This window comes from Paenibacillus sp. 11B (genome assembly GCF_030487755.1).
Taxonomy (GTDB): Bacteria; Bacillota; Bacilli; order Paenibacillales; family Paenibacillaceae; genus Paenibacillus; species Paenibacillus vandeheii.
The window spans coordinates 624,804-649,599 of record NZ_JAUKNS010000001.1 but is presented as its reverse complement, the minus strand read 5'-3'; the positions used below and the strand labels follow the sequence as shown (position 1 = coordinate 649,599).

Genomic DNA, 24,796 nt, shown 5'->3' with positions numbered 1-24,796 from the left:
TCAGGACGTTTTTTTTGCAAGATTTTTGGGGTCCCTGCAAAGTACTCGAAAGAAGCTTCGAAGTAAGGCTCCACCGCGTGGGGTCATTTTGTGGGAGGTAGCTCTTCATGAATGCAGCCACTGTTAGGCATATACTCGATACAATGGAAGCGATGTTTCCTGATGCACATTGCGAATTAAATCACAGCAATGCGTTTGAACTGACTGTAGCCGTCCTGTTGTCTGCCCAGTGCACCGACGAAACGGTAAACAAGGTAACCGCAGACTTGTTCCAAAAGTACACCAGCCCTGCCGATTATCTGGCTGTCCCTCTCGAAGAGCTGGAACAGGATATCCGGCGTATCGGCTTGTACCGAAACAAGGCCAAGCATATTCAGAACATGTGCCGAATTTTAATAGAGCAGTATGGCGGTGATGTACCGCAGGAACATGATCAGCTTGTGACGCTCCCTGGTGTTGGGCGGAAAACTGCAAATGTTGTTGTATCCAATGCATTTGGAGTTCCGGCAATTGCGGTGGATACGCATGTTGAACGTGTATCCAAAAGGCTGGCACTGGCAGGTTGGGATGACTCCGTACTTGAAGTCGAGAAAAAACTGATGAAGCGCGTACCCCGGGATGAGTGGACTTTAACTCATCATCGGATCATATTTTTTGGACGCTACCATTGCAAGGCACAAAACCCTCAATGTCATATCTGTCCGTTGCTGGACATATGCAGGGAAGGGAAAAAGCGTATGAAAACGTCCCAAATCAGGAAAGATAAGGAACGTGCCACAACCCCAAAACGAAAAATAAATTAATGAGTAGAAGAGGATGAGTAATCATGAAATGCATTTCCGTGTACACTGACAATTTTGAGGCCTTCTCCGATATTTTTGAACAAATCGTTGAACAGGAAATGGCTGAAAACGAAGAAAAAGAAGTAGAAGGTATCACTGTAAGTCATTCTGGCGATGTGCCTGAACATTATCTGGAGCGTATGTCTACGAAACCAGAAGTAGTTGTCATGAGAGACAAAGGTCGTGACATTACGATTTTGCAGCATGGACAAGTATTTGAAATTTTGCTGCCTTCGATGGAGAACGCTGTTTCTTAAGAGATTTGAAATATGGAGCTGTGCTGCTTCGATGTCCATAGGTGATCCTATTGAATGTGATCCCCATGGGCATGGACGCAGCAGGCTTATGGAATACAATCGTTTTGCAGATAAAACCGACAGGATCGGTTTTATTTTTTTATGTGGAGAATGGCCGAGAAACTGTTCTTTTGTCAGCGATCTTGCGATTGACACCGTTCAATTTCAAACTTGATAATGGTAAAATAAATGGATTATAAGATAAAGACATCGGACCAGATGTCAAATTAGAGGAGCCAGGGGGAAGGCCAGTCATGTCCAGAACAGATTACCCAGTAGAGATGGCCAAACCTCTGCTTCCACTGCGAGAAGCAATGGAGCAGACAGGGGACCATACAGCTGTACAGGCTTTAACGGATTTGATCAGTAAGGCGGAAATGAAACAGTTAACAATTGCGTTTTGTGGACACTTCTCGGCAGGCAAATCGAGTCTAATTAATAGTTTATGCGGCAAACGGGTTTTGCCTTCGAGCCCTGTACCTACAAGTGCGAATGTTGTATCCATCCGTAACGGTGAGCCGAGAGCACTTATTTATACGTCATCAAACGTAAGCGCTGACAATACAGGGGGAGTTCTTGAGGTTTCTCCAGAACAATTGGAAGAGTATTGCAAGAATGGTGGGGCATACACCTCCATTGAAGTATGGGATGATATTCCCCTACTGAAAGATGATGCGGTATTACTGGATACGCCAGGCGTGGATTCGACCGATCAGGGACACAGCCTAGCAACACATTCAGCACTTCATCTTGCCGATGTGGTGTTCTATGTGATGGATTATAACCATGTACAATCGGAAAGCAACCTTTCTTTTGCCAAAAGTCTATCGGATTGGGGAAAGCCGTTGTTTCTTATCGTAAATCAGATTGACAAACATCGGGAACGGGAGCTTTCGTTTGATCAATATGTTGAAGGTGTAGAAGCTATTTTTGCAGCCTGGGAAGTCCGGTATGATGGTCTGTTGTTTACTTCACTTCGGGACAGAGAGCATCGTTACAACCAGTGGGAGCAGCTTCCTCAACTGATTGGACATATGATGAAGGAGAAGGAAGGGTTAATCAGACACAGTCTTGCAAGCTCGGCGAGCCATGTGACGGAGCAGCATCTGACAAGACAGGCGGAAGAACGCGAAGAGGAAGAGACTGCGCTCTTGGAGGCAGTTGGGGGTAAGGAAGGCATTGCACACTTAGAACGGGAGCTGGCTCTTCTGGATCAAAAGGAAGCAGAGCTTCGTTCCAAACGATCGCGTGAACGGGAGAAGTTTCGGGCGGAGTTGGAACCTCTTCTGGCGAATGCGAACCTGACCCCGGCCGATATTCGCACCTCTGCCGCGGCTTATTTGGAGAGCCGTAAACCCGGCTTCCGGGTAGGCTTATTGTTCTCTGGTGGCAAGACCGAGCAGGAGAAACAGCGTCGTGCCGCTGAGCTTGTGAGACTTTTGCAGGATCAGACCTCGGGACAAGTGGAGGTACATATCCGTACCATGCTCAGACAGCTGGGTGAAGCCCATCAGCTGTGGGGCGCTGAGTGGGAGCAGGCGCTGAACGCGGAGCTGCCTGCGGTAGATGAAGCACTTCTGGAGATGAAACGAAGCGCCAGTGCAGAGGTATCTCCCGAGTATGTGCTTCAATTCAGCAAAGATATACGGGGCGAGATTGAGACCCGTTACCGCAGGGCGGCCATGATGCTGGCCGACCGCTTGCTTGAAGCGCTGGGCGCGCAGGGCGAAGCCGCGCTCCAGGCGCTGGACGCCAGCCGCGCAGCGCTGCTGGCGCAATCGGCGTTGGCGGCGCGCTATACGGCGCTGCAGCGCGCCGCCGACGCCGAGGCAGCAGGGCTGCGCAGCCTGCTGCCAGCTGCGGGCCCCCTCACCTCCGGGCTATTGCCGGAGGTGCAGGGCCCGCCCGTGCCCGCGCACGAGCCGGGCGAAGCTCCCGGCCCGCACACGGGCACGGCAGAGTCTGTGGCTGCGCAGCCACAGACTCCAGGAGCACCGCCGCCGCGCAAAGCGGCGGTGCATGGGCAGCCGGCGGCTGGCGCACAGCGCCGCCGGCGCCTGGACGCAGCGGCGGCACGGCTGGAAGCCGCCGCTGCGCTGGTAGAGCCGTACCCCGCCATGGGGTCGGCGGTACGGGATCTGCGTGCACGCGCGGCTTCGCTTGCGGGCGGCACGTTTACGCTGGCGCTGTTCGGAGCGTTCAGCGCCGGCAAGTCCTCCTTCGCCAACGCGTTGCTGGGCGAAGCCGTATTACCGGTCTCGCCGCATCCAACGACAGCGGCAATTAACCGGATCATGGCTCCGTCGGGTGGCGCGGAGCATGGAACAGCCCGGGTCCGGATGAAGACCCCGGACGTCTTCCAGGAAGATCTCGCGTATTCCTTCCGTTTGCTCGGACTGGGCGAGCCTGGGGCAGACTGGCAAAAACGGGTCAAAGCCCTTTCACCACAGGATGTGCATCCGGCGGGGCGCCCGCATTACAGCTTTTTGCAGGCAGCCGCAGCAGGCTGGGAGGATACTGCAGATCAACTTGGCCAGGATGTGCTGGTAGATCTGAAAGGATATCGAAACTTTGTCGCCAATGAGAAGAAGTCCTGCTTTGTCGACAGCATTGACCTGTACTACAGTTGTGATGTAACAGAACAAGGCATTGTACTTGTGGATACGCCGGGGGCTGACTCCGTGAATGCCCGTCATACGGGCGTGACATTCAATTATATGAAGAATGCGGATGCACTCATTTTCGTAACGTACTACAACCATGCCTTCTCTCAGGGAGACCGCCAGTTCCTGAATCAATTGGGACGAGTGAAAGACAGTTCGGCGATGGATCAGATGTTCTTTGTAGTTAATGCGAGTGATTTGTCTTCCTCTGAAGAGGAGTTGGAGCAGGTACTTGACCATGTGAGCACACAACTGCGCAGTAATGGCATTCGGGCACCACGTCTCTTTCCGGTATCCAGCATGCTGGCGATGGAAGGCAAGACGGCCAACGATGCGACATTACTGGAGCAATCCGGCTTTATTCAGTTCGAGGAAGAATTTAACCGCTTCGCAGGAAGAGAGCTTGCGGATCTTGCGGTCGGTGGGGCTTCTGAAGAGATCGCACGGGTGATCAAACGTCTGAAGACACGTGCCGAGGATGCAGCTCAGGGGGAAGAGGTTCTACAGCGACGTCGTGATGAACTGGGCTCAATCCAAGAACAGTCACTTCAGAGGGTACACTTGCTCGCAGAACGGTCCATGAAGGCGGAATTGGCTCAGGAAACGGCTGAACTGCTCTTCCATGTGCGGCAGCGCCTGGGCTATCGTTTTGGTCTGTTCATGGCAGAGGCATTCCATCCGTCAGTTCTTCGAGAGGATCGCGGGAATCTAAAAGCAGCATTCGCTGCCTGCGGACGCGAACTGCTGCGCATGATTACCATCGAACTGGAACAGGAACTGCTCGCGACCACGCTTAGACTCGAACAGGCTGGTCAGACTTGGCTGCACAAACAAGTGAACGAATGCATAGATGATTTGAAACGATTATCCGGGGGAATGGATCTGTCATTGCCTCTGAACGAACGCTGGAGCACACCTGTGCTGGAAGAGGTGCGTTTGGAAGAACCTTCGGGTTGGAAAGCGTATCTGAGTTATTTCCGTAATCCGAAACAGTTCTTCGAAGGGGAGGGACGCCAGCGGCTGCAAGAGGCGCTTGATCCTGTTATTAAACAGATGGTGATCGATGTTCTGCCTGCTGCAGAGAATAAGCTGGTTCAATTCTATGACACCCAGCTTGAGCAGTCTTTGCAGCATCAGTCCCGTCAATTGGAAGAGAGACTTGAGGAAGCCGTAGGTGCCCTTCATGAGACACTGACCAGTGGAATTCCTGCCGGAGAATGGGAGAGCCTGTCTATACAACTGGGGCAGATTGAACGTGAATAAAAGGGAGTCAGATCCATGTCTGTATGGAAACGGTTGTAAAACAAAATGAGTTATACAGCGATATTTTGAAATGTTGTCGCTGTACCAAAAAAGGCCCCTGCCTCTAAAGGCATACAGGGAGCCTTTTTTGGTACGAACAACCTGAAAGGAAGAGAATATTCAAACATTTGATTGATAGGAGGGTATCTACCTCCCTTAATGACGCATTAAGGTGAAAGTAGCCTGAATATGGTCGCTTATTCGCTTTGCCGCGAATGGGGGACGGTGATAAACTTCATAAATGTTCATACTGTTTTTGAACGACATAAGAGGAGGAGAGACATGGATGTTCTCAGGCAATTGCAGATCTTTTTCTGGGAGAAGCGCACGTATTTATTTTTATCGATCTTATGCCTCGCCATAGCGACCGCGCTTGGTCTGGTGTATCCGAACCTGCTAAGGATACTGATTGATGACGTCATCACTCCGCGCAATTTTGAAGACGTTCCCAAACTTGCTTTAACGGTATTAGGTGTCGTTATTTTGAAAGCGGGAATGCAATTTTTACACGGTCTTTTTGGAGGTCGCCTCGGGAATTTCCTGGCGTACCGACTTCGTAACGCGTGTTACGAAAAGCTTCAATTTTTATCCTTCCGGTATTATGATACGGCCAAAACGGGAGACTTGATGTCCCGCCTCACGGGAGATCTCGAAGCGATCCGGAACTTTATCGGATTTGGCTTCGCTCAAATTCTCAACATGGTTCTGATGGTCGTATTCGGCGCAATCATGATGATGACCATGAGTTGGAAGCTTACCTTGCTAACGCTCATATGTATTCCTCTGCTTGCCTTCGTTGCGCTGAGATTCGAATCCCGAATTCACCCTGCGTTCCAAGAAATGCGGCTGGCACTCAGTTCACTGACGACAGCGGTACAGGAGAATATTACAGGTGTGCGTACTGTAAAGTCATTTGCACGTGAGCCTCACGAAGTGGAGAAGTTTTCCGTCCGCAACGAGCGTTACAAAACGAACCAGATTCATGCAGCAACATTATGGAGTCAATATTTTCCGATCATGGAGATTCTCGCTTCTGTCAGCGTAGTTCTTCTGCTCCTCATTGGTGGGAACATGGTTATTCAGAAAACGTTAACACTCGGTGAACTCGTTGCCTTTTTCAGTTTGATCTGGTACATAATCGGTCCAATGTGGAACCTTGGTTTCCACATCAACAACTATACGCAATCCAAAGCATCGGGTGAACGGGTGTTGGAACTGTTGAATACGCCGGTAGATGTACAAGAGACAGAAGATCCAGTCATTGTAGAGGCTGATCAAGTCAATGGGCATGTAACCTTTGAATCCGTTACCTTTGCTTACGGCAATAAAATGCCGGCAGTAACCGATATTAACTTTGATGCGCCACCAGGCTCGGTCATCGGCTTCCTCGGAGGAACAGGCTCGGGTAAATCAACTATTATTCAACTCCTGATGCGTGCATACAACGTGAACTCGGGCACGATCAAGCTGGACGGCAAAAATATTAAGGACATTGGAATTCGAAGCCTGCGGAGTCAGATTGCTTCTGTGTTCCAGGAAACGTTCCTGTTCTCTTCCAGCATTCGCAACAACATTTCATACGGTCTCAAAAATGTATCCATGGACGAAATTATCCGTGCTGCTAAACTGGCCAAAGCCCATGAGTTTATCATGGAATTCCCTGAAGGATACGATACGGTTGTAGGGGAGCGTGGAATGGGCTTGTCGGGAGGACAGAAACAGCGGATTGCTATTGCAAGGGCCTTGCTCAAGAATCCGAAAATTCTCGTCCTGGACGATGCAACCAGTGCAGTCGACATGGAGACCGAGCATGAGATTCAATCCGGATTCCAGGAAGTCATGCGTGGAAGAACGACGTTTATCATTGCGCATCGGATCTCTTCCCTGCGTCACGCAGATGAGATTCTGGTACTGGATGAAGGACGGGTCGTTCAACGTGGCACACACAAACGTCTCATTGAAGAGCCGGGACCTTACCGGGACGTCTATGAGATTCAATACGCAGATTATATTGCCCGCGGTAAGCGGGAGGCTGGGGAGCAGGTGAATTCATGAGTGCCGAAACGGTAGCCGATAGGCGTGAGGTCCAAGAGACCTCTGACAAGAAAATGAATGAACGTTTTGTATATCAGGACGACGAAATAATTGAAAAACCGTTTAACTGGCGTGAGTTCGGACGTTTGTTCTCGTACATGAAACCTTATGCAAGACAACTCTTGCCACTTATTATTCTAATGATGATATTGGGTACCATTACGAAATTATCCGTTCCATTTTTGATCAGTTTGGCGATAGACAGAGCAATTGCACCTGCAACGGGGCTGCCAAGCTTGACAATGCTCTATATTATTGCTGGTTCAGTGCTTGTGTTATACCTGATCCAGTGGGCAGCCAATACGTACCGAATCAAATTTACGAACATTATCGGGCAACGGGTCATTTATGATCTTCGTTCCGATTTGTTCAAACATATCCAGAAGCTCTCCTTTAACTTCTTTGACAAAAGACCTGCGGGTTCGGTGCTGGTGCGTGTCACCAATGATATCAACTCCCTGCAGGATCTGTTCACCAACGGTGCGGTCAACGTCATGATTGACTGTGTGCAGCTGTTGGGGATTATCGTCATTTTACTGCTGATCAACTGGAAACTGGGTCTGGCGGTCATCATTACCGTTCCGCTCATGTTTATCATTTCGACAAAACTGCGTGTGCTGATCCGCCGTGCCTGGCAGGATGTACGTATGAAGAACTCACGCATCAATTCCCATTTGAATGAATCCATTCAGGGGATTCGTGTGACCCAGGCCTATACGCAGGAAAAAGAAAACATGAAGTATTTTGACAACATGAATCTGTCGAGCAAAAAATCATGGGATAGAGCATCGGCCATGAACCAGGGCTTTGGTCCTCTGATTGAAATTACAGGCGGCTTCGGCACGTTAATCCTGTTCTGGTTTGGTGCTTATCTGATTCAAGAGGGGCAGCTGACGATCGGATTGCTCGTAGCTTTTGCCAACTATGTCGGCAACTTCTGGGACCCGATTAACCGTCTGGGACAGATGTACAATCAGTTGCTCGTTGCCATGGCTTCCTCCGAACGGATCTTCGAATTTATGGATGAGGAGCCGAGTATTGCAGATAAACCTGGAGCCAAACCGCTTGCTTCTATTAAAGGGGATATTGTATTCGACAATGTCGTGTTTGAATATGAGAAGGGCAGACAGGCGCTGAAGGGAATCAGTTTCGCTGCAGGTGCCGGACAATCGATTGCACTTGTAGGTCATACGGGTTCCGGTAAAAGTACCATTATCAATCTCATCAGCCGATTCTATGACATCTCTGGCGGACGCCTTACCATTGATGGTCAGGATGTAAGGGATGTAACGGTTGAAAGTCTGCGCAGTCAGATCAGTATTGTGTTGCAGGATACGTTTATCTTCTCTGGCACCATTCGCGATAATATTCGTTTTGGACGGCTGGATGCGACCAATGAAGAAGTGGAAGAAGCTGCGAAGGCTGTTAATGCCCATGAATTTATTATGAAGCTGCCGGCTGGATACGATACGGAAGTCGAAGAGCGGGGGAATGTATTATCTATGGGACAACGGCAATTGTTATCCTTTGCCCGTGCCTTGCTGGCTGACCCTCGAATCTTGATTTTGGATGAAGCGACTGCCAGTATCGATACCGAGACGGAGCTCAAAATTCAGGAGGCTTTGAAGGTGCTGCTGAAAGGAAGAACTTCCTTTATGGTAGCCCACCGTCTGTCCACGATTCGAAATGCGGATAACATTATCGTGCTGGATCATGGTGAAATCAAGGAAGAAGGAAACCATGAGCAACTTATCCAGAAACAAGGAGTTTATAATGGATTAATAGAAGCTCAATACAGATTTTTGTAAAATTTGATCGAAAAAACACAAAAAATCTTGTAAAATTCACAAGAAAAATAGGGAGCACTCTTGCATTCTTTAACCAAAACCCCGAAAATAGAGAGATAGATATAGAAGATTTCTCTTTGGGAGGATTGGAAAGAACATGTGGGGTGCTCCATTTTCGGCTCAAGCCAAAAAAATGCTGCTACTGGGCAGCGGAGAATTGGGAAAAGAGGTCGTTATTGAGGCCCAACGACTGGGAGTAGAGACGATCGCTGTTGATCGTTACGAAAACGCACCTGCCATGCAGGTTGCACATCGGTCTTACTGCATCGACATGTTAAATGCCGAAGCTCTGAAACAATTGATCCGAAAGGAACAACCTCATTACATCGTACCTGAGATTGAAGCCATTGCAACAGAAGCTTTACTCGAGCTTGAGGAAGAAGGATTTTGTGTCGTTCCTACGGCCCGTGCTGCCCGTTTAACGATGGATCGCGAAGGCATCCGCCGTCTGGCAGCCGAACAATTGAACCTTCCGACAGCGGCCTATCTTTTTGCGGACAACCTGGAACAACTTCAGGAAGCTGTTCGTGAATTGGGTACACCATGCGTCATCAAACCACTAATGAGTTCTTCCGGTAAAGGGCAGAGTGTATGCCGCACATCGGATGACGTAGAGGAATGCTGGAACATTGCTCTTTCGGGAGCAAGAGGCAAATCCGTACGTGTCATTGTGGAAAGCTTTGTGAAGTTTGACAGCGAAATTACGCTGCTCACTGTTAGATCTGTCTCAGGGACTGTATTTTGTCCTCCGATCGGTCACATTCAGAAAGATGGGGATTATGTCGAATCGTGGCAGCCTCATGCGATGACACCGGAGCAATGGGAGCAAGCTTGTCATATTGCCAAGTCTGTTACAGATGAACTCGGTGGTTATGGACTGTTTGGGGTTGAATTATTCCTGACATCAGATGGAGTCGTGTTCAGCGAGGTATCGCCTCGTCCACATGATACAGGCATGGTTACTATGGTAACGCAAGATAGTTCCGAGTTTGCGCTGCATGTGCGTGCAATTCTTGGTTTTCCGGTTACAGGTGTACATTTACTGACACCGGGAGCTTCAGCAACGCTGAAGGCTAATGATGAAACATCTGACTTTACTGTAGGCGGGATTGAAGAAGCACTGGCGCTTCCTCGTACTCAGGTTCGTGTATTTGGCAAACCTGAAACCAAAGTGGGACGCCGAATGGCCGTAGCATTAAGTGCCGGCCAAGATGTGGAAGAAGCTCGTAAAACAGCGGTACAAGCCGCTAATATGCTGAAAGTGGAGGTAAATCATGTCCAATAATGTTGAGGCCCCTGTACTGATGATCCGAGAGTGTGAGCTGCGAGATGCTGAAGCGGTAACGGGACTGATGCGAGAGGTCAGCTATCCCACAACAGCCAATGTCATGAAAGAGCGCATTGAATGTTTGGAAAGCAATCCAAACGCGTGTATGCTTGTTGCCGAAGTGGATGAACAAATTATTGGCGTGATTGGCTTGCAATGTGTGCAAAGTCATGCCTATCCGGAACCTGCCGCCCAAATTACGTCCTTGATTGTAGGGCAGGAATATCGTGGGGGCGGAATTGGCCGTCGTCTGATGGCTCGTGCCGAGGATTGGGGCAGACAGCAAGGTGGGAAACAATTGTTTGTCACCGGAGCGAATCGTGAAGTGACTTCAACAACCTATTCTTTCTACGAGCATATTGGTTTCCAGAAGAGAGGCTATCGTTTCAGTAAAGTCCTTCTATAGAAAAAGAGTTTTATTATATCCCGATCTTCACGTTTTTGGTGTGGTGAATGATAAATTGTGATGAATGATAAATAGAAGATAAGTGGCATTCGGCGAGCTTTTTTTGTCCGGATGCCATTTTTTTATGCCGTATTTTAAGACTCATGGTTGGAATTTTTGCTGATGTGCCAGCGTTTTAAGAGCAGATTGCAGAATATGGCGCAATGTACTTTAAACCGTCCACCCTCACTTGAAACAGATTGCAGAAATTACAAAAAAGTTACTTTTCCATAATTTATGGGTTCACAATCTACTTATGAATTGATATACTCCAAGAGTATTAATTACAAAGTTGTCATAACTAATTCCTAAGGAGATGAATGAATTTGAAGAAGAAATGGATGAAAACCGTCGTAACCAGCAGTCTGACAGCCGTACTTGCCGTAGGGGTTATGCTCCCTGCTTCCGCTTCTGCTGCAGATGCATCATATAAAACTACTACTAAAACGACAACGTATAAAATTACGAGTGCGGAAAGCTTAAAAGCGTACATTGAACAATGGCTCAAAGATAATGGTTACACTGTATCCAATGGCGAAGGGCAAACAACAGTAGAGAAGCCTGCAACACAGCCTGATCAAACAACCAAACCTGCTCAACCGACAACACCTGCCAAACCGGTAACGCCAGCAAAACCAACGCAAGAAGAGAAACCGGCAACTACACCAACCAAAGATCCTTCAAATAGTGGAACTGGTACTGGGACAACTACAGGTAATACAGGCAACAGTGGCAGTGAGAGCACACAATCGGATTTTGCAGCTCAGGTCGTAAAACTTGTGAACGCTGAACGTTCCAAAGCAGGCTTAAGCGCATTGGCTTCCGATGCTCTTTTGGACAAAGTGGCTTTAGCCAAAGCTAAAGATATGAGCAACAACAATTATTTTGATCACCAATCACCGACCTATGGTTCTCCGTTTGACATGATGAAACAATTCGGAGTAACGTACAGCTATGCTGGTGAGAATATTGCAAAAGGGCAAAAAACACCTCAAGAGGTTGTAACAGCCTGGATGAATAGTGAAGGTCACCGTGCGAATATCCTGAGCAAAAACTTTACGAAAATCGGTGTTGGATACTATAACGGATATTGGGCTCAAGAATTTACCGGCAACTAATGGATTATATTGAAGAATAATCTGCTTTAATTCAAAAGGTTATGTCACCGCAGCTTGAAGCTGTGCGTGACATAGCTTTTTTTTGTAAAAGCTTATTTGATAACGAAATCTGCTTATATAGCGGCAAAATTTGCAAATTTACGACAGAACATTTATGTTATTTAGAAAACGCGTCATCTTAATGTAAAATCATTATAAATTTTAAGTACCCGGCCAGGTGTACATGAGCGGAGATGTGATGAATGAAAAAAAGAAATCTTGATTCGGCGCCATGGATCTGGAGAACAATCAGTTCAGTGTCCATACTGACTACATTGCTGCTGTTGTTCGGATTTGGCTACGCGATTAAAGATGTCATTTTTCCTAAGGGAGATGCGCAGTTAGGTACAGGACAGCAGACGACAATTCCTGCCAAGGAAAGCGGGGAATCAACGCCTGCGGTGAATGACAGTAAAATTCGAATGGCTGTGATCGGCGATTCCCTGGCACGAGGTACGGGGGATGATGAGGGGCTTGGTTTTGTAAGAAGGGCAGGAAATTTGCTCAAGGATCAAGGATACGATGTACAGGTGTTGAACAATTTGGGTGTGAATGGTTTGAGAACAGACGCATTGTTGAACAAGCTGGATGAACAGGGCGTACGTTATGTCTTACAACAATCCAACTTTATTCTGTTGTCGATTGGAGCCAATGATCTATTCCAGGGAGGACAAGTTCTACAGGGAGAAGACGTGCCAACGGCAGAAACACTTGTAGCGGCATTACCGGAGACGTCAAAGCGTTTGCAGGAGATTCTGAAGAAAGTGAAAGAAATTAACCCTGATGCACAGATTGCCTACATAGGGCTATACAATCCGTTTAGTGATGTGAAAGAACTCAAAGAGCCGGGAAATGCAGTTGTAGCTGCATGGAACGATGCTGCAATGCAGGTTCTGAACAACGAGGACAAGATGACACTCGTACCTACATTTGATCTGTTTGAAAATCATCTGGGACAGTATCTGTCATCAGATCATTTTCATCCCAATGGAGAAGGTTACGAGCAAATTGCGGTTCGGATTGCACAGGAATATCAGGCAGAGACTCCAGCAGAAGGGAGCGGAAAATAAATGTCACAAGAACAGACTGATCCCGTATTGTCCGTGCAGCATCTGAAGAAAAAAATTGGACGCAAGTGGATCATTAAGGATGTTACGTTTGACGTTAAACCAGGCGAGATTTTCGGTTTTCTGGGTCCCAATGGGGCCGGGAAAACAACAACCATTCGAATGTTAGTCGATCTGATTAAACCAACGGAAGGCAAAATTCAAGTCTGTGGTTATGATGTCAATCGTGATCCTGAACGAGCCTTGAAATACGTCGGTTCCATTGTTGAAAACCCGGAAGTGTACACCTATTTGACTGGATGGGAGAATCTTGAGCATTTTGCCCGTATGCAGCCCGGGGTGGATAATGACCGTATTCAGGAAGTAGTGGATATTGTACGCCTCGATCAGCGGATTCATGATAAAGTAAGGACCTACTCTCTGGGGATGCGTCAACGGCTTGGCATTGCACAGGCATTGCTTGGGCGCCCGCGGCTGCTGATTCTGGATGAACCGACGAACGGACTTGATCCGAAAGGAATTAAGGAACTTCGTATCTTTATCAAACAGCTTGCAAGTGAAGGCATGGCTGTATTCGTCAGTAGTCATTTGCTCAGCGAAATTCAGCTTCTCTGTGACAGAGTGGCGATTATTAGTGCAGGGCGGGTACTCACGGTTGGTGGCGTTAATGAACTGATTGAAGATCACTCCAAATTGGCAATATGGCATGTTACTCCGTTGGAGTTAGGCAAAAAAATGTTGCTGGAGTCAGGCATTTCGCTGGTGGATCGTCCTGCAGACGTCATGGATGATACCATTGTTGCAGGACTTGGTTCGAACGCTGTCGTTGCGGAAATGCATGAGGATCGAATTCCGGCCTTGGTACAGCAGATGGTACAAGCCGGAATTCAGGTTGAAGGCGTACAGCGGATTCAGCCAACACTGGAACAGCTATTTTTAAAAATGACAGAAGGTGAATCCATTGAGTAATATCATGCCGCTGATCCGAAACGAAACGATCAAGATGGTGAAGAAAAAACGTCTTTATATTATTTTTATCGTTCTCGCGGTGTTGGTCCCGATGTTTACGTATGCCCAGATGAAATCTGCGGAAAATAATCGTGACAAGTTTGGCGGCGACTGGCGGCTTGAGCTGCAGCAGGCCATTACGGATAATCAGAACTCGCTTGGAAGTGACCGGGTACCTGAAGAATACAAAAAGTACAGGACGGTGTACATCCAGCAAATGCAATACTATCTGGAGAATGACATCAATCCGAAGGAGCCTGGTGGTGTAACGTTTACACGGGAATTCATGAATAACGCTGTCGGACTGTTTATCCCGCTGCTCATAATGGCGATTGCTTCGGATCTGGTTTCCGGTGAGCGAACCACAGGTACAATCAAAATGCTTCTGACCCGTCCGGTCAAACGTTGGAAAGTGTTGCTGAGCAAACTCATAACGCTGATCATGTTCGTGTCGATTATTGTGGTGTCGGCATATATTATCTGTTATGTCATCTCGGGAGCAGTGTTCGGATACAAAGGCTTCGGCATGCCGATCTTTACCGGATTCAAGGTTGTGGGTACAGATGTCGATATGTCAGCAGTCCATGCTGTGGACCAGTGGCTATATATGCTGATGCAGGCCGGACTGATCTGGTTCGTCAGTATAATTGTGGCGATGCTTGCCTTCATGGTCTCTGTATTAGTGCGAAGTACAGCTGCAAGTATTGTCATTATGATGGCAGCACTCATCGCAGGAACGATTCTCACCAGTATGGCCGCTTCCTGGCAGTCAGCCAAATATTTATTCATGGTTAACCTCGAACTTCCGAATTATTTGTCGGGCGGTTTGCCACCAATTGAAGGGATGAATTTGGGTTTTTCCCTTATTGTGCTTAGTGTTTGGGGCATTGCTTCACTCTTTGTGTCATTCATTGTCTTTACGAAACGGGATATCTTGAATTAAAATGGACAAGGATAAGAAAACATCTGTTTGCATTTTAGGCATTTTTTTAGTTGCAAGTTAAGAAGGGGGAGCATGAATGGTCGAGCAAATCGATATGTCGGCAGGTTCGACAGGCGGAGGACAAGGGTCTTCAGGCTACGACGCGGACGACATTCAAGTACTTGAAGGACTGGTAGCGGTACGGAAACGGCCGGGAATGTACATCGGCAGCACCAGTGCTTCGGGTCTACATCATTTGGTATGGGAAATCGTGGACAACGCTGTCGACGAACATCTCGCCAAATTCTGCTCCAAAATCGATATCACGCTGCATAAGGACGGTTCTATTACGGTTCAGGATAACGGAAGGGGAATTCCGACAGGTATACATAAAACAGGGATTCCTACTCCCCAGGTCGTGTTTACGATTTTGCACGCAGGCGGAAAGTTCGGTGGATCAGGATACAAAAAATCAGGCGGTTTGCACGGTGTAGGTGCGTCAGTTACGAACGCATTGTCCGAATGGCTTGAAGTCGAGATTTTCCGTGATGGCAAGATTCATCGTCAACGATTCGAGTATTGGCAGGACAAAAAAGGCGTTGAGCATGTCGGAGAACCGGTGTCTGGTCTCGAAGTATTGGGCAATACCAATCGGACGGGAACCAAAGTTACGTTTAAACCGGATATTCGGGTGTTTCAGAACGGCATTCAATTGAATTATGATACACTGGCAGAACGTCTTCAGGAGATTGCTTTTCTGAATTCAGGTCTGAGAATTGTGCTCAAGGACGAACGTTCAGGCAATCAGGATGAGTACATGTACGAAGGCGGAGCAAGCCAGTTTGTTGCTTTTCTTAACGAAAATAAAGATGTGCTGCATGATGTCATTCACTTCTATGCGGAGAAGGATGACATTGAGGTCGAAGTGGCGATCCAGTATAACGCGGGATATACGGAAACGCTGGCGTCATTCGTGAACTCGATTCCCACCAGGGGCGGCGGTACACATGAGACCGGATTCAGAGCAGCTTATACACGTGTGATGAATGACTATGCACGGCGTACCAGCATGATTAAGGAAAAAGATAAAAACCTCGAAGGTAATGATTTGCGTGAAGGCATGATGGCGGTCATTAGTGTCAAAATGTCGGAGGTTGAATTCGTAGGACAAACGAAGGATCAACTCGGTAGCGCTTCCGCGCGAAGCGCAGTGGATTCCGTCGTGTCTGAAAATATCCAGCGGTTTTTGGAAGAAAATCCGCAGGTTGCGCAAACGTTGATTCGCAAAGCAGTTCAGGCCTCCAGAGCCAGAGAAGCTGCACGAAAAGCCCGGGATGAGATGCGAACCGGCAAAAAACGCAGCGAAAGTTCCAACCTGAACGGTAAACTGACTCCGGCACAATCCAAGGATTTTACCCGGAATGAACTGTTTATCGTCGAAGGGGATTCCGCAGGTGGTTCAGCGAAACAAGGACGTGACTCCAAGATTCAGGCGATACTCCCGCTTAAGGGTAAACCGCTCAATCCGGAAAAAGCGAAATTGGCCGATATCCTCAAAAATGAAGAATACCGTGCCATTACATCAGCGATCGGTGCAGGTATTGGAACGGAATTCGCAGTTGAAGACAGCAATTATTCCAAAATCATAATTATGACGGATGCCGACACGGATGGCGCACATATTCAGGTACTGTTGCTGACTTTCTTCTATCGTTATATGAAACCGCTAATTGATGCAGGGAAAATATATATCGCTCAGCCGCCACTGTACAAGCTGACACGCAAATCCGGCAAAATGGCCAGTGTGCGTTACGCCTGGACCGATGAAGAGCTGGCGAATTACATGAAAGAATTCGGAAACAATGTGGAGCTTCAACGTTACAAAGGACTTGGTGAGATGAACCCGGATCAACTGTGGGAGACTACGATGAACCCGGAAACACGTGCATTGCTCAAGGTAGAGATTGTCGATGCAGCCAAAGCAGAACGTCGTGTATCTACACTCATGGGTGATAAGGTTGATCCACGCAAACGCTGGATTGTAGAGAACGTCGACTTTACAGAGTACGAAGAATAGAAGGTGCTTGGAATGAGTCTATCAGAACAATTTATGCCTGCCTTTCTCGAAGAGGTCGTGGGTGACCGTTTCGGTCGCTACTCCAAATACATTATTCAGGACCGGGCCATTCCCGATGTAAGGGATGGATTAAAGCCGGTGCAGCGGCGTATTCTTTACGCTATGTACGATTCAGGTAATACACCGGAGAAACCATATCGGAAATCCGCAAAAACGGTTGGGGATGTTATGGGTAACTACCATCCTCACGGGGATTCCTCCATCTATGATGGTATGGTACGGATGGCACAGCCGTGGAAAATGGGGCATATGCTCGTAGACGGTCATGGAAACTGGGGGTCACAGGATGATGATCCGGCAGCGGCTATGCGGTATACGGAGGCCCGTTTGTCTCCCATCGCGATGGAGATGCTTCGCGATATCGAGAAACGGACTGTTCTGTTTAAGGATAATTTTGATAATACGGCCAAAGAACCGGTTGTATTACCGTCCCGTTATCCGAACCTGCTGGTCAATGGTGTAAGTGGGATATCGTCTGGTTTTGCAACGGAGATCCCTCCACATAATTTACGTGAAACTATTGATGCTTGTATTGCCGTGATGGAGAAGCCATCGATTGAACTGGACGAGATCATGATGTTTATGAAAGGTCCAGATTTTCCGACTGGCGGATTAATCATGGGCGGCGATGGAATTCTGGATGCTTATCGCACAGGTAAAGGACGGATCTATCTCCGGTCCAAAACTGATATCGAGAATATGCGTGGTGGCAAACAGCAAATCGTGATTACCGAGATTCCTTATCAGGTCGTAAAATCCCGTCTGGTTACAGCGATGGAAAACATCCGACTGGAGAAAAAGGTTGAAGGGATTGCGGAAGTGCGGGATGAGAGTGGGCGTGAAGGCCTGCGAATCGTAGTTGAGCTGAAAAAAGAAGCAGATGCACAAGGGATTTTGGCTTATTTGCTGAAGAAAACCGATCTTCAAGTCACGTACAACTTCAACATGGTTGCGATTGTGAATAAAGCGCCTCAGCAATTGGGGCTGAAATCCATTCTCGAGGCTTATATTGCTCACCAGCGTGAAGTAGTGACGTTCCGTACCCGCTTTGAGCTGGAGAAGGCGGAAGACCGTGCACATGTGCTGGAAGGTCTGGTAAAAGCTCTTAACATCCTGGACGAGGTCATTGCGGCTATCAAAGCGTCGAAGAACCGTCAGGATGCTCAAAATAACCTCATGTGGATGTTTGGTTTCTCGGAACGTCAGGCGGATTCCATTCTGACTTTGCAATTATACCGATTGACCAATCTCGAGATAACTTCTCTGGAAAAGGAACTCGGCGAACTGATGAAAAAGATCGCGCAGTTACGCTCCATTCTGGATAGTGACCGCAAACTGATCGGAGTCATCCGCAAAGAGCTGATGGAGATTCGTGAGAAGTACGGAATTGACCGTCGCTCATCCATTCAGGGCGAAGTGGAAGAACTCAAGGTTAATCTGGAAGTGCTGGTGAACGCGGAAGATGTATTTGTCACATTGTCCAAAGAAGGATACATCAAGCGTACAGGCATGCAGTCATTCACACGATCTGGCGGGGAGCGTAACGCAAGTGGTGTGAAAGAAGGCGATTATATCGCCCAGGTCCTTGAAGTCAACACTCTTGAGAATCTGCTGGTGTTTACCAAGAAAGGCCAGTATTTCCTGTTACCTGTGCATCAGGTGCCGGAATTCAAGTGGAAAGACCCGGGGACGGCAATCGTCAACGTCATTCCTCTGGCGAAGGATGATCGGATCTCAAGTGTGCTTGCTGTTAAATCCTTCGAAGAACCGGATCACAGTCTGGTCTTTGTCACTCGCAAAGGACAGGTGAAGCGTACCGAGCTGAAGGAATACGTCACCAAGCGTTCCGGCGCTGTTGCCGCATGCAAAGTCGGCAAGGATGATGAGGTACTATCCGTTCATCTAAGCACAGGTGGCAAGGACATCATGCTGATCACCAAAGAAGCCATGGCCATCCGTTTCCGTGAGGATGAAGTGAATCCGATGGGGCGTGTGTCTGGGGGCGTACGTGGTATTCAGTTAAAAGAAACGGATGAAGTCGTATCTGTTCTGTGGGTGGAAGGTGATGAAGGCGAGGTTGCTATACTGTCTGACTTGGGTTACGGCAAACGCTCATTGCTGCTGGATTATGCTCTGCAAAGCCGTGGCGGCAAGGGACTGGCAACCTTTGAGTTCAAGGAAGGCAAACGGGTGAAACCGAACGGTAGCCGAATTGCCGGAGCGTTCTATTGCAGGGAGCAACGGAATGTAACGGTGATGACCAAAGAAGGTCAATCTCATCACATTTCTTCGGAATCTGTACTTATTACTGAACGGAAGCATATCGGTAAATTGCTTGTGCATGTGGACAAACAGGATGAAATTGTGGAGCTTATCCTGGATCTAGCAGAGAATCAGGCAGCTTCTTCCTCCTAATAAGGATTCAAATAAGACTCTTTGCAGAGCAGGGAAACCTGTCATGCGAAGAGTCTTATTTTGTTGTTCGGACGCAGATTAAAAGAGGACCTCCATGCGAAGTTTAACAACCTTCGTCGATTACAGTCGATCGCTGGGAAATTGAAAAAAGGCAGCAGGAATGCGGCTTTGAAGGGCGAAAACTTAAGCAGGTGAAGTGATAACCGGTTGCAGAGAGGAGCGATGCAAGATGTATAATTCCGATTTTGCCAAGTGCTGGTCGAGGCTGACCAAGGACTACAAGCTGCATATGGATCATGAGCTGGCACCGTCTTTAACAGAGGCGCAGCTGGCCGTACTGGAGGTTCTTGAGGATCACGAGAAGATGAAACCATCCGATCTCATTCCTTTTCTGGCTACAACACCCGCAGCAGTAACAATGTTGTTGGATCGTATGGAGAAAAACGGTCTGATTCGCAGGGAACGCGATAATCAGGATCGAAGAATCGTATGGGTATCCCTATCCGATAAGGGACGCATGGAGACCGAACGGGGGATCACGATCCGTAATGAATTTATGAATTCGGTTCTCAGCAATATTTCAATGCATAACCAGCAGTTGCTGGTTTATCTATTAGGCAAAATGACAACACCAAAAACAAAAGAGCATGCCTTGTCCACATCATAATGACGATGGACCAATAATAGTAACCATGGAGCTCTTGCTGAAAATGCAGGAGCGCTATGGTTATTTTTTATTGATGTGTATATTAAGAGTTTTGCCTACTTTGAATGACTAAGAATAATTTATAGAATTTTATATGTAAAGAGTTGACTATGTAATTTTTTTTGTTATAATAAGTAATTGTTCCCCTGATATTTCGTGTACGAAATATTATATTCCATAAGTAAAAAGGGTGAATTAATGTCTGACACATACGAAGTATTCTACATTATTAATTCATTTCGGCAGGTCAATCAAATGCTCTTCCGGGCATTCTGGAATGAAAACAAGGAAATCGAGCTCACTTCGATTCAATTTATGGTGTTATCCATATTGAAGGAGCGTCCTTCGATCGGTATCAATGAAGTGGCTGATCTCTGTCATATGGGCAGCAGCTCCATGAGCGCTGTGGTGGAACGTCTGGTTAAGGGTGAGTACATAGTTCGAACACGTTCGGACTCGGACCGCCGATCCGTAAAGCTACAGATTACGGACAAAGGGGAGCAGGCCCAGCAGGAGACACACCGTTTGTGGATGGAGCGAGTGTCGCCCATTCTGGATATCCCGAAGGAAGACCTTGAGCACCTGCTAAGAATTCATAATCAAATGATTGAAAAGTTAGAAGGAAGAGAGTTGAACAACCAATGAGTACTACTGCAGCAGCAGCGCCATCCTCCGCGATGGACAACATTAAGAAAGGCCCGATTGTGGCCGCATTGTTAATCGGTGCATTCGTCGCCTTCCTGAATCAAACGTTGATGAACGTAGCTCTTCCTAAGATCATGGAAGACCTCGGCATCGGTGCGAACAAAGCCCAATGGCTGACAACAGGCTATATGCTCGTCAATGGTGTGTTGATTCCGGTTACGGCGTATCTGATCGCCAAATTCTCGACACGTCAAATTTTTATTACAGCCATGACGCTATTTACATTAGGAACCTTGGTCTGTGGTTTAAGTCCGACCTTTGGTATCCTGATGGTAGGTCGTGTTATTCAAGCGGCGGGTGCAGGTATCCTGATGCCTCTGATGACCGTTGTATTCTTGACGATCTTCCCAATTGAGAAGCGTGGTCAGGCCATGGGTACGATGGGGATCGCGATGATTCTGGCTCCAGCCATTGGACCGACACTGTCGGGTTATGTGGTTGAGCATTATTCTTGGAGACTGTTGTTCTATATCATTTTGCCATTCTCTATCATTGCGACGGGAATCGGTATTGCTTTTGTCAAAAACGTAACACGTCAGTCCAAACCTAAACTGGATTATCCAGGCGTTATCCTTTCTACACTCGGTTTCGGTAGCTTATTGTACGGCTTCAGTGATGCAGGTACAGACGGATGGGGCAGTGCCATCGTTATTGCTTGTCTGATTGTCGGGGCTGTATCTCTGATCCTGTTTGTTATTAGACAGATGACGACCGATCATCCGCTTTTGGAGTTCCGTATTTTCAAATACAACATGTACACATTAACAACGATCATTAATATGCTCGTAACGATGGCGATGTTTGCAGGTATGATTCTGCTTCCGATTTTCCTGCAAAATATTCGTGGATTCTCACCGATTGAATCTGGTTTGCTGATGATGCCGGGCGCGATCCTGATGGGGATTATGTCTCCAATCACAGGCCGCATCTTCGATAAAGTCGGAGCACGGTGGTTGTCCGTTGCCGGTCTTGCGATTACGGCCATCACCACTTGGGGACTTAGCCGTTTGTCGATCGATACAACGTATGGTTACATGATGTTTATCTACACAGCTCGTATGTTCGGTATGTCGATGTTGATGATGCCAATTCAAACGGCGGGCCTGAATCAGCTGCCGCAGCGCCTGAACGCGCATGGTACAGCGATGTCCAACACACTGCGTACAGTTGCGGGTGCCATTGGTACAGCAATTCTCGTTACAATTATGAGCAGCAAGCTGAAATCTCATCTGGCAGATACCTTGGCTACAGGCCAAATTGCTGCAGATGATAAGGCTGCAATGATGCGTGCTACCGCAGATGCAACAATCTACGGTGTAAACTATGCGTTTGTCGTAGCGACTGCGATGACTGTCGTAGCTCTGCTGCTGGCGTTCTTTATCCGTAAAACCAAACCGGCTACTGAACCAGTCACAACGGAGCAGCAAAAAGTGAATGCTACAGCTTAAATCTACTTAGAAGACTGTTATTATTCATTCCATAAAGGCTTTATATATACCAAAAGAGAGTTCAGGCAGATCATACTGCCTGAACTCTCTTTTGGTTATGCCTTGTTTTGACTTTATTTTTCATCAGTCGGTGGATCAAGCAGGAAGGCAGGACCAGGATCATGCCCGAAGAGTCTGAGATCAATGCTCCCATCCAACTGAAATTCAACGCCCTCACTAACGAGCTCCGTCTCCTGCATCAGCCTCGAATGCTCGTCTGGAATGGAGATAAGACCTTTGGCGTTGACGACGCGGTGCCAGGGAAGACGCTCTTTCCGGCTCATGGAGTGCAGAATGCGTACAACCTGTCTGGCAGCTCTTGGGCTGCCTGCATGAGCGGCAATCTGCCCATAGGTCATGACTTTTCCTTCAGGAATTGCTGCGATGATGGCGACGACCTGTTTCGTAAACGGTGTCATTATAATGGGTCTTCCTTTCATTTGAGTAAAAAAACCGTGTCACTCAGATACGATCTGGATGACACGGTTTACGGTTAGAAGTTGACCTGATCCTGTGGACGATTATTATTAATTTTAACAATTAATGTTCTGCTTTAAATGCTTTATCATACACAGCAGCCGGCCACTCTGCCCATGGGAATTCACGGGGAGGCAGGGACTGTAGGACAATTTCTTCCTTCGTTACGGGGTGAGGAAAAGCTGCAATGGCAGACCAGAGAGCGATTTGTTGTCCGGGCTTATTCACACTTGCACCGTACTTCTGATCTCCGAATAGCGGGCAGCCGATTTCTTTCATTTGAACCCGAATCTGATGGGATCTGCCAGTGTGCAATTCGATATGAACCAGACTATAACGATCGGTTTCGCCAATGACCCGGTAATCCAAAACGGCGTCTTTACCGCCGGCTGTACCCTGACGTACAACGGTGACGGTATTCGTACGCGCATCTTTTAGCAGGGTGTGTTTTAACGTCCCTTGCTGTGCGGGCAGTTTGCCATGTACAACAGCCGCATATATTTTGCGGAAATGGCGTCCGCGAACCATCTCGGATAATCTGGAAGCTGCCTTCGATGTTTTGGCAAAAATCATCGCACCACCAACGGGGCGGTCAAGACGATGCACCAGACCGAGATAAACGTTGCCAGGTTTGTTATACCGTTCTTTCAAATCCTGTTTCAGCAGTGTAAGCAAATCCGGATCACCTGATGCATCTTCCTGTGTAGGTACATTGACCGGCTTCGTAATGCCTAACAGGTGATTGTCCTCAAACAGAATCGGTATATTACCGGTTCCTTGCAAATGTTCGGACATGATCAGGACTCCCAGCGGCCCAAGATGCCACAAGGCAGATCCAGACCACTACGGGTAATTGGAAGACCAATCTCGCCTGCGGTAATTTGACCGCCGTACTGGGCAGACATCGTCATTGTCAGCATGTTGCGCAGAACGGTGGAGGAGATACCGGTTGTATAGGAGTTGACCAGCATGAATAATGGGTTATCCGACAAAATTTCCATACACGATTTCAGGAAAGGATAGAGGTTTTCTTCCAGCTTCCAAGTTTCCCCGTTAGGGCCCCGGCCATAGGAAGGCGGGTCCATAATAATCGCGTCGTACCGATTGCCACGGCGTTGTTCGCGCTGTACGAATTTGAATACATCATCTGTGATGAAACGAACTGGGCGATCCGCAAGTCCGGATAATTGAACATTTTCTTTCGCCCACTGCACCATGCCTTTGGCTGCATCTACGTGTACTACTGAAGCTCCAGCATAAGCAGCTGCAACTGTAGCACCGCCTGTATATGCAAACAGGTTGAGTACAGAGATGGGACGGCCTGCTCCGGCGATTTTATCCATCATCCAGCTCCAGTTGGCCGCTTGCTCAGGGAACAGACCGGTATGCTTGAAGCTGGTTGGTTTAATGTGGAATTTCAGGTTCTCGTATCCGATGGTCCAGCGTTCCGGGATCGGTTTTTTCATATCCCAGCTGCCGCCTCCTGAAGAACTGCGGTGATAATGGCCGTGCACCTGGCGCCATTCATTGGTTTCTTTTTCAAGGGGCCAAATGATCTGTGGATCAGGTCTACGCAAAATCACATCACCCCAACGCTCCAGCTTTTCGCCGCCTCCTGTATCGATTACTTCATAGTCCTTCCAGTTCTTTGCTACGTACATAAGTATTTATCCATCCTTCAAAAGTCATTTGGATACTATTGTACAACAAAAAAGGGCCTGTACGCCAGTTACGGTGGGCGGAAACCCATTGTGGAAAGATGATCACCTCATGCTGCACTTTCATAACTGGAATATAATAAATCTGTTCATAAAATGATTTTTTATAATAGTTGATCAAAAACGCTTGGCCTAACGAAGTCAAGGTGCTTTTCATGGTGTTGAATAGGGTTCATCACCA

General features: G+C 47.7%; 19 protein-coding genes. 16 read left to right on the top strand and 3 right to left on the bottom strand.

Features of this window, described 5'->3' with window-relative positions:
• The first annotated feature begins 107 nt into the window (after window positions 1-107).
• From nth to Q0V21_RS02730, 16 genes are all read left to right on the top strand, one after another.
• On the top strand, window positions 108-803 hold the full coding sequence (gene nth, locus Q0V21_RS02805) for an endonuclease III (RefSeq protein ID WP_024630586.1): 696 nt from the start codon (window positions 108-110) through the stop codon (window positions 801-803).
• A gap of 23 nt (window positions 804-826) precedes the next feature.
• Window positions 827-1,099, top strand: coding sequence for a hypothetical protein (locus Q0V21_RS02800; protein WP_024630585.1), 273 nt, complete (start codon window positions 827-829; stop codon window positions 1,097-1,099).
• Window positions 1,100-1,392: 293 nt separating this feature from the next.
• Window positions 1,393-5,064: a dynamin family protein gene (locus Q0V21_RS02795; RefSeq protein WP_301877480.1), complete on the top strand. Its 3,672-nt coding sequence runs from the start codon at window positions 1,393-1,395 to the stop codon at window positions 5,062-5,064.
• Between the two features lie 321 nt (window positions 5,065-5,385).
• Window positions 5,386-7,158, top strand: coding sequence for an ABC transporter ATP-binding protein (locus Q0V21_RS02790; RefSeq protein ID WP_079349356.1), 1,773 nt, complete (start codon window positions 5,386-5,388; stop codon window positions 7,156-7,158).
• Entirely contained in the window at window positions 7,155-9,005 is a 1,851-nt protein-coding gene (locus tag Q0V21_RS02785; RefSeq protein ID WP_301877478.1) for an ABC transporter ATP-binding protein, read from the top strand. The genes Q0V21_RS02790 and Q0V21_RS02785 overlap by 4 nt, the downstream gene beginning before the upstream one ends.
• A 136-nt stretch (window positions 9,006-9,141) precedes the next feature.
• Window positions 9,142-10,329 (top strand): formate-dependent phosphoribosylglycinamide formyltransferase, encoded by a 1,188-nt coding sequence (gene purT / locus Q0V21_RS02780; RefSeq protein ID WP_094937014.1) that lies wholly within the window; start codon window positions 9,142-9,144, stop codon window positions 10,327-10,329.
• Window positions 10,319-10,777 (top strand): GNAT family N-acetyltransferase, encoded by a 459-nt coding sequence (locus Q0V21_RS02775; RefSeq protein WP_024630579.1) that lies wholly within the window; start codon window positions 10,319-10,321, stop codon window positions 10,775-10,777. The genes purT and Q0V21_RS02775 overlap by 11 nt, the downstream gene beginning before the upstream one ends.
• Before the next feature lie 365 nt (window positions 10,778-11,142).
• Window positions 11,143-11,934, top strand: coding sequence for a CAP domain-containing protein (locus Q0V21_RS02770; RefSeq protein WP_301877477.1), 792 nt, complete (start codon window positions 11,143-11,145; stop codon window positions 11,932-11,934).
• Between the two features lie 242 nt (window positions 11,935-12,176).
• Entirely contained in the window at window positions 12,177-13,043 is an 867-nt protein-coding gene (locus tag Q0V21_RS02765; RefSeq protein ID WP_301877476.1) for a GDSL-type esterase/lipase family protein, read from the top strand.
• Window positions 13,044-14,009: an ABC transporter ATP-binding protein gene (locus Q0V21_RS02760; RefSeq protein ID WP_301877475.1), complete on the top strand. Its 966-nt coding sequence runs from the start codon at window positions 13,044-13,046 to the stop codon at window positions 14,007-14,009.
• Window positions 14,002-14,991: an ABC transporter permease gene (locus Q0V21_RS02755; protein ID WP_024630575.1), complete on the top strand. Its 990-nt coding sequence runs from the start codon at window positions 14,002-14,004 to the stop codon at window positions 14,989-14,991. Before Q0V21_RS02760 ends, Q0V21_RS02755 begins: the two co-directional genes overlap by 8 nt.
• Window positions 14,992-15,067: 76 nt before the next feature.
• Window positions 15,068-17,047, top strand: a complete 1,980-nt coding sequence (parE, locus tag Q0V21_RS02750; RefSeq protein WP_024630574.1) for a DNA topoisomerase IV subunit B — start codon at window positions 15,068-15,070, stop codon at window positions 17,045-17,047.
• A gap of 12 nt (window positions 17,048-17,059) precedes the next feature.
• Window positions 17,060-19,522, top strand: coding sequence for a DNA gyrase subunit A (gene gyrA, locus Q0V21_RS02745; RefSeq protein ID WP_301877474.1), 2,463 nt, complete (start codon window positions 17,060-17,062; stop codon window positions 19,520-19,522).
• 229 nt (window positions 19,523-19,751) lie between these two features.
• The gene (locus tag Q0V21_RS02740; protein WP_024630572.1) at window positions 19,752-20,189 is read left to right on the top strand and encodes a MarR family winged helix-turn-helix transcriptional regulator; all 438 of its coding nucleotides are present in this window, start codon (window positions 19,752-19,754) and stop codon (window positions 20,187-20,189) included.
• A gap of 237 nt (window positions 20,190-20,426) precedes the next feature.
• Window positions 20,427-20,873, top strand: coding sequence for a MarR family winged helix-turn-helix transcriptional regulator (locus Q0V21_RS02735; RefSeq protein ID WP_301877473.1), 447 nt, complete (start codon window positions 20,427-20,429; stop codon window positions 20,871-20,873).
• Window positions 20,870-22,381 (top strand): DHA2 family efflux MFS transporter permease subunit, encoded by a 1,512-nt coding sequence (locus Q0V21_RS02730; protein ID WP_024630570.1) that lies wholly within the window; start codon window positions 20,870-20,872, stop codon window positions 22,379-22,381. The genes Q0V21_RS02735 and Q0V21_RS02730 overlap by 4 nt, the downstream gene beginning before the upstream one ends.
• Window positions 22,382-22,494: 113 nt before the next feature.
• Here the strand turns inward: Q0V21_RS02730 and Q0V21_RS02725 are convergent, their stop codons facing one another.
• The 3 genes from Q0V21_RS02725 to Q0V21_RS02715 form a co-directional block, all read right to left on the bottom strand.
• Window positions 22,495-22,839 (bottom strand): MGMT family protein, encoded by a 345-nt coding sequence (locus tag Q0V21_RS02725; protein ID WP_301877470.1) that lies wholly within the window; start codon window positions 22,837-22,839, stop codon window positions 22,495-22,497.
• Between the two features lie 121 nt (window positions 22,840-22,960).
• Window positions 22,961-23,692, bottom strand: coding sequence for an RluA family pseudouridine synthase (locus Q0V21_RS02720; RefSeq protein WP_301877469.1), 732 nt, complete (start codon window positions 23,690-23,692; stop codon window positions 22,961-22,963).
• A 2-nt stretch (window positions 23,693-23,694) separates the two neighbouring features.
• Complete coding sequence (locus Q0V21_RS02715; protein WP_024630567.1) at window positions 23,695-24,558, bottom strand: class I SAM-dependent methyltransferase; 864 nt, start codon at window positions 24,556-24,558, stop codon at window positions 23,695-23,697.
• Between the last annotated feature and the right edge of the window lie 238 nt (window positions 24,559-24,796).

Coding starts and splice junctions, on each gene's coding strand:
- nth (WP_024630586.1), top strand. CDS start 108: ATGAATGCAGCCACTGTTAGGCATATACTCGATACAATGGAAGCGATG.
- Q0V21_RS02800 (WP_024630585.1), top strand. CDS start 827: ATGAAATGCATTTCCGTGTACACTGACAATTTTGAGGCCTTCTCCGAT.
- Q0V21_RS02795 (WP_301877480.1), top strand. CDS start 1,393: ATGTCCAGAACAGATTACCCAGTAGAGATGGCCAAACCTCTGCTTCCA.
- Q0V21_RS02790 (WP_079349356.1), top strand. CDS start 5,386: ATGGATGTTCTCAGGCAATTGCAGATCTTTTTCTGGGAGAAGCGCACG.
- Q0V21_RS02785 (WP_301877478.1), top strand. CDS start 7,155: ATGAGTGCCGAAACGGTAGCCGATAGGCGTGAGGTCCAAGAGACCTCT.
- purT (WP_094937014.1), top strand. CDS start 9,142: ATGTGGGGTGCTCCATTTTCGGCTCAAGCCAAAAAAATGCTGCTACTG.
- Q0V21_RS02775 (WP_024630579.1), top strand. CDS start 10,319: ATGTCCAATAATGTTGAGGCCCCTGTACTGATGATCCGAGAGTGTGAG.
- Q0V21_RS02765 (WP_301877476.1), top strand. CDS start 12,177: ATGAAAAAAAGAAATCTTGATTCGGCGCCATGGATCTGGAGAACAATC.
- Q0V21_RS02760 (WP_301877475.1), top strand. CDS start 13,044: ATGTCACAAGAACAGACTGATCCCGTATTGTCCGTGCAGCATCTGAAG.
- parE (WP_024630574.1), top strand. CDS start 15,068: ATGGTCGAGCAAATCGATATGTCGGCAGGTTCGACAGGCGGAGGACAA.
- gyrA (WP_301877474.1), top strand. CDS start 17,060: ATGAGTCTATCAGAACAATTTATGCCTGCCTTTCTCGAAGAGGTCGTG.
- Q0V21_RS02740 (WP_024630572.1), top strand. CDS start 19,752: ATGTATAATTCCGATTTTGCCAAGTGCTGGTCGAGGCTGACCAAGGAC.
- Q0V21_RS02735 (WP_301877473.1), top strand. CDS start 20,427: ATGTCTGACACATACGAAGTATTCTACATTATTAATTCATTTCGGCAG.
- Q0V21_RS02730 (WP_024630570.1), top strand. CDS start 20,870: ATGAGTACTACTGCAGCAGCAGCGCCATCCTCCGCGATGGACAACATT.
- Q0V21_RS02725 (WP_301877470.1), bottom strand. CDS start 22,839: ATGACACCGTTTACGAAACAGGTCGTCGCCATCATCGCAGCAATTCCT.
- Q0V21_RS02720 (WP_301877469.1), bottom strand. CDS start 23,692: ATGTCCGAACATTTGCAAGGAACCGGTAATATACCGATTCTGTTTGAG.
- Q0V21_RS02715 (WP_024630567.1), bottom strand. CDS start 24,558: ATGTACGTAGCAAAGAACTGGAAGGACTATGAAGTAATCGATACAGGA.